At 71.6% G+C, this 5,148-nt stretch carries 5 protein-coding genes; 4 read left to right on the forward strand and 1 reads right to left on the reverse strand.

Going from position 1 to position 5,148, the window contains the following annotated elements:
- Nucleotides 1-121 precede the first annotated feature (121 nt).
- The gene (locus ABZ914_RS46090; protein WP_500200993.1) at nt 122-1,801 is read right to left on the reverse strand and encodes a bifunctional metallophosphatase/5'-nucleotidase; all 1,680 of its coding nucleotides are present in this window, start codon (nt 1,799-1,801) and stop codon (nt 122-124) included.
- A gap of 97 nt (nt 1,802-1,898) precedes the next feature.
- Between ABZ914_RS46090 and mshD the strand changes: the two genes are divergently transcribed.
- The 4 genes from mshD to pstS all read left to right on the forward strand — a co-directional run bounded on the left by mshD (nt 1,899) and on the right by pstS (nt 5,097).
- Nucleotides 1,899-2,756, forward strand: a complete 858-nt coding sequence (mshD, locus tag ABZ914_RS46095; RefSeq protein WP_500200994.1) for a mycothiol synthase — start codon at nt 1,899-1,901, stop codon at nt 2,754-2,756.
- A gap of 49 nt (nt 2,757-2,805) precedes the next feature.
- A complete protein-coding gene (locus tag ABZ914_RS46100; RefSeq protein WP_500200995.1) occupies nt 2,806-3,051 on the forward strand; it encodes a hypothetical protein in 246 nt (81 codons plus the stop codon).
- Nucleotides 3,048-3,638, forward strand: coding sequence for a hypothetical protein (locus tag ABZ914_RS46105; RefSeq protein WP_433142465.1), 591 nt, complete (start codon nt 3,048-3,050; stop codon nt 3,636-3,638). Before ABZ914_RS46100 ends, ABZ914_RS46105 begins: the two co-directional genes overlap by 4 nt.
- Before the next feature lie 346 nt (nt 3,639-3,984).
- Entirely contained in the window at nt 3,985-5,097 is a 1,113-nt protein-coding gene (gene pstS / locus ABZ914_RS46110) for a phosphate ABC transporter substrate-binding protein PstS (protein WP_190856801.1), read from the forward strand.
- Nucleotides 5,098-5,148: the final 51 nt, after the last annotated feature.

Here is a 5,148-nt window from a genome sequence, read left to right on the forward strand (position 1 = left end):
TGCGCTCGCTGGCGCTCGCTCCGCGGGCCTGCCCGTGGCTGGGGCTGGGGTCCGGCCTTCCGGGCCGGTGTTCAGCCGGGCCTTCCGTTTCTGGTTCAGCCGGGTCTTTCGTGCCTTGGTCTTACTGGGCGGTGATGCGGTCCAGGGGCGGGGGTGCGATGGTGCCCTGGGCGGTCAGATAGGCGACGAAGCCGTCCAGGTCGATCGGGCCTAGGACCTGGTCCTTGCCCTGGGTGAACGTGGTGAAGCCGTCGCCGCCGCCCAGCAGGAAGTTGTTCGCGGCGACCTTGTAGGTGGCGGCCGGGTCCACGGCGGCGCCGTCGACCGTGATGTTCGAGACGCGGTCGCCGGCCGGCCGGGAGCGGTCGATGGTGAAGTGCAGGTTCGCGGACGGCTGGAGGATCTTCTCGCCCGCGGACGTCCACTGCTGCTCCAGCAGGGCGTCGAGCTGCGCGCCGGTCAGCGACGTCACGCCGAGCACGTTGCTGAACGGCTGGACGGCGAACGCCTCGCCGTAGGTGACGACGCCGTCGCCCTCCGAGCCGCTCGCCTTGTAGGTGAGGTCGGTCCGGACGCCGCCGGGGTTCATCAGCGCGACCTGGGCGCCCTTGTCCTTCATCGCGGCGAGCTGGGAGTCGGCGATGACGTCGCCGAGCGTGGTCTCGCCGGCGGCGGACGGGATGCGGGTGAGATCGGCGGTGATCTTGCCGATGGGCTTGTCGGCGATCACGCTGACCCGGTCCTTCCAGGTCTGCACGAACCGCTGCGTCGCCGGGTCCGGCGGGACGTCGCGGGTGACGACGTGGTTGTCGGCCGTCATCGACGAGCGGACGATGTCGTCGGTGCGCCGGTCGACCTTGAAGTCGACCTGGGTGATGATCCGGCCGAACGAGGAGCCGGACGAGTAGAGCCGCGGCCGGCCGTCCGGGCCCTTCACCGTGCAGACGTACTGCTGGTGGGTGTGGCCGGAGAGGACGACGTCGATGTCCGGGTCGGCCTGCTGGGCGATCCGGGTGCCCGCGCCGGGGACCACGCCGCAGTCGTCGGGCTTCTCGCCGGCGGTGACGTTGTCGCCCTCGTGGACGAGGAGCACCATCGCGTGGACGCCGCGCTCCTTCAGCTCCTTGGCGGCCTTGTTCGCGGCGTCGACCTCGTCGTCGAACCGCAGGCCCTTGACGCCGTCGGCGGTGACGATGGTCGGCGTCGTCTTGGTGACGACGCCGATGAAGCCGACCTTGACGCCGTTGATCCGGCGGATCGTCCAGGGGTCGAGGAGCGGCTTGTTCTCCTTCTCCAGCAGCACGTTCGCCGCCAGGTAGTCGAACTTCGCGCCCTTCCACTCGCCCGCGGGGGAGCAGCCGTCGACGGGGTGGCAGCCGCCGTTCTGGATGCGCAGCAGCTCCTGGTAGCCCTCGTCGAACTCGTGGTTCCCGACGGCCGACGCGGTGAGCCCGATGTCGTTCATGAACTGGACGGACGGCTCGTCGTGGAACGCCGCCGAGATCAGCGGGGACGCGCCGATCAGGTCGCCCTGCGCGACCGTGAGCGTGTCGCGGTTGCGCAGCTGCTTCAGGTGCGCGGCGACGTAGGCGGCGCCGCCCGCGGGGACGGAGTTCCCGTTCTCGTCGATGGCGGTGCCGCTGCTGCCCGTCGGGGGCTCCAGGTTGCCGTGGAAGTCGTTCAGCGCGAGCAGGCGCACGGACGCCGGGGGCTCGGGGTGCGCGGACGCGGGTTGCGCGGCCAGTCCCGCCGCCACCAGCCCCGCGGTGGCGCCTGCCAGGAGGGTGCGTCGTCGGATCATGGGCTGGACGCTAGAGAGGCCGGGCATCCGGCGATCGGCGGAGTGATGACGGTTCTGTGACAACTTGACCAGGGCGGCGGGCGGTTAGGGTGTGATCATGGACGAGCTGCGGGCGGACGAGGCGGAGCAGGTGGGGGCGCTGGTCGAGGCGGCCGCCGGAGCCGACGGCGTGGCGCCGCTGTCGGAGCACGCGCTGCTCGCGCTGCGCGCCGGGCGCGGGGCTCTGATGGTCCGCGACGGCGGCGCGGTCGCCGGCTACGCGCATCTCGATCCGGCGACGGAGGACGAGCCCGCCGCAGGCGAGCTGGTCGTGCACCCCGACCACCGGCGGCGCGGGCATGGGCGCGCGCTGCTGCGGGCGCTGCGCGAGAAGGCCGGCGGGCCGCTGCGCGTGTGGGCCCACGGCGATCTGCCGGCCGCCGCGGGGCTCGCCGAGTCCGAGGGGATGGCCCGTGTGCGCGCGCTGTTCCAGATGCGCCGTCCCGCCGAGGGGCCGCTGCCCGAGCCGGCGGTCGCCGAGGGCGTCCGGCTGCGCACGTTCGAGCCGGGGCGCGACGAGGAGGCGTGGCTGCGCGTGAACGGCCGCGCGTTCGCCGACCATCCCGAGCAGGGCGCCTGGACGATCGAGGACGTCCGGGAGCGCGAGGCGGAGGACTGGTTCGACCCGTCCGGCTTCTTCCTGGCCGAGCGCGGCGGCGAGCTCGCCGGGTTCCACTGGACGAAGGTGCATCCCGGCGGCATCGGCGAGGTGTACGTGGTGGGCGTCGACCCGGACGCGCAGGGCCTCGGCCTGGGCCGGACCCTCACGCTCGCCGGGCTGCACCATCTGCGCGACACCGGGCTCGCGCAGTTCATGCTCTACGTGGACGAGTCCAACACGGCGGCCGTCCGGCTCTACGAGTCGCTGGGGTTCACCCGGTTCGCGGTCGACGTGATGTACGGCGCTCCCGAGTGATGTCAAGGAATCATTGACACGGCAAGGATGTCAAGGAATCCTTGACATCATGACCCCTCCTGCCCGTGCCCTGATCGGCGTCGCCGGCCTGCCGGTCGTGGCGATCCTCCTGGTCCTCCAGGCCATGTACGACAGCGTGGTGCTGTGGGCGGCGTTCGTCGCCGTGTCGTTCGCGGTCTTCGTCGTCGGCGTGGTGGCGGCGGCGGGCGCGGTCCGCCCGGGCGGGTCCGTTGCGGACGCCGCCCGCCTCGACGAGCTGGAGCCGCTGCCCGCCCGCGACGAGGACGGCCGGTGAGCGCGTTCCTTGCCGATGAGCAGGCGGACGCGATCCGCGAGGCCGTCGCCGAGGCCGTCCTGTCGGCGAGCGAGCAGGGACGCAAGGGCCTCGACAGCGACCCGGACGCCTCCCTGCTGATGGTCGCCGCGTCGGCCGTCGCGGCGGAGGAGACCAGCAGGCTGCTGCGCCAGTCGATCACCGGCGCGCGCGCCGCCGGGCACAGCTGGGAGGCCCTCGGCGGGCTGCTCGGCATCAGCCGCCAAGCCGCCCAGCAGCGGTTCGGCGCCTCCGTGGCGGCGGCCAAGGGGTCCGTCCCGGACGGCGGCCCCACCCGCAGGGTGCTGCGGCCGCTGCACGCCTTCAACGAGATGGAGGCGCTGGAGAAGGAGGGCCGCCGAGGCTGGCACGCCGTCGACTACGGCTACCTCTTCCATCTGGTCGAGGCGTCGCCGGACAAGTGGGAGCACCGGCGCCTGTGGTGGCCGTCGCGCCGCCGCCGTCGCGCGCTGGAGGAGCAGGGCTGGGAGCTCATCGTCCCGTCCGACTTCGACTCGCCGTGGGCCTACTACAAGCGCCGCCTGGACGAGCCCGCCGATCCGCGGTGACCGGAGGCGGTGCCGCGCCGCCGCCGGAACCTCCGGCGGCGGTCCGGATCCGTCTCCGTGGCCGGACCGCGCCGGTTCCCGGTGTCCGTTCCGGCAAACCCGCATGACCTTCTCCGCACGGGCTTTTGGCATGCCTGAGCTGCGCTGTTAACCCGGCGGCCACGCCAAATCGGGACATTCTTCGTAATAGGGCCTGGCCTCGTTCATTCTCCGTTCACCTGGATCGGGGTGTCCGGTCACCTCGCCTGCCTACCGTCGCATCCGACGGCGACCCCACCACCTGGTCAAACCGTGCCAGTGCGGCGGTCGGGGGACCCGCCCGACGAATCCAAGAGGAGACCTCCCGGTGAAGAACGGTTCTCGGCTCGCCGCCCTCGGCGGTGTGGTCGTCGCTGGGGCGCTGGCCCTGTCCGCCTGCGGCAGTGACGACAACAACGGCGGCAACACCACGGGTGCGAACAGCCCAGCGGCCGCAAACATCGACTGCGCGAAGGGCGCGATCAACGCGGCCGGGTCGAGCGCGCAGAAGAACGCGATCGAGGAGTGGACGAAGGTCTACACCAGCAAGTGCTCGGGCGCCAACATCAACTACAACCCGAGCGGCTCGGGCGCGGGCGTCCAGGCGTTCACCTCCGGTCAGGTCGCCTTCGCCGGTTCCGACTCGGCGCTCAAGCCCGAGGAGCACGGCCCCGCCGACGCGCGCTGCAAGACCGGCAAGGCGATCGACCTGCCGATGGTGCCCGGCCCGATCGCGGTCGTCTACAAGCTCAACGGGGTCGACGGCCTCCAGCTGTCGCCGAAGACGCTCGCGGGCATCTTCGCCGGCAAGATCACCAAGTGGAACGACGCGGCGATCGCCAAGGAGAACAGCGGCGCCAAGCTGCCGTCCTCCGAGATCAAGACGCTGCACCGCTCGGACGACTCCGGCACCAGCGACAACTTCACCAAGTACCTGAAGGCCACCGCGCCCGACGTGTGGTCGTTCGAGCCCGGCAAGAAGTGGGTCGCCCCCGGCGGCCAGGGCCTGAAGGGCTCCGACGGCATCTCCACCGCGCTGAAGCAGACCGAGGGCTCGATCTCCTACGTCGAGCTGTCGTTCGCCAGCAACAACAGCCTGCAGACGGCGAAGCTGCAGAACGGCGCCGGCGAGTACACCGAGATCAGCCCGGAGAGCGCCTCCAAGGCCGTCCAGGGCGCGCAGATCGTCGGCACCGGCAACGACCTCGCGCTGAAGCTGGACTACGGCACCAAGGTCGCGGGCGCCTACCCGCTGGTCCTCGTGACCTACGAGATCGCCTGTGAGAAGGGCCTGCCCGCCGAGCAGGCGAAGTTCGTCAAGTCCTTCCTGACCTACATCTCCAGCCCCGAGGGGCAGCAGTCGCTGACCGCCCAGGGCTACGCCCCGCTGCCCGACAACATCGCCACCAAGGTGCGCGAGACGGTCAAGGGCCTGTCCTGACCGGCGAGGACTCCGGCACCAGCCACAGCCCCGCCGCCGGTGATCCCGGCG

This window comes from Spirillospora sp. NPDC046719 (assembly GCF_040645715.1).
In the GTDB taxonomy this organism is placed as follows: Bacteria; Actinomycetota; Actinomycetes; order Streptosporangiales; family Streptosporangiaceae; genus Spirillospora.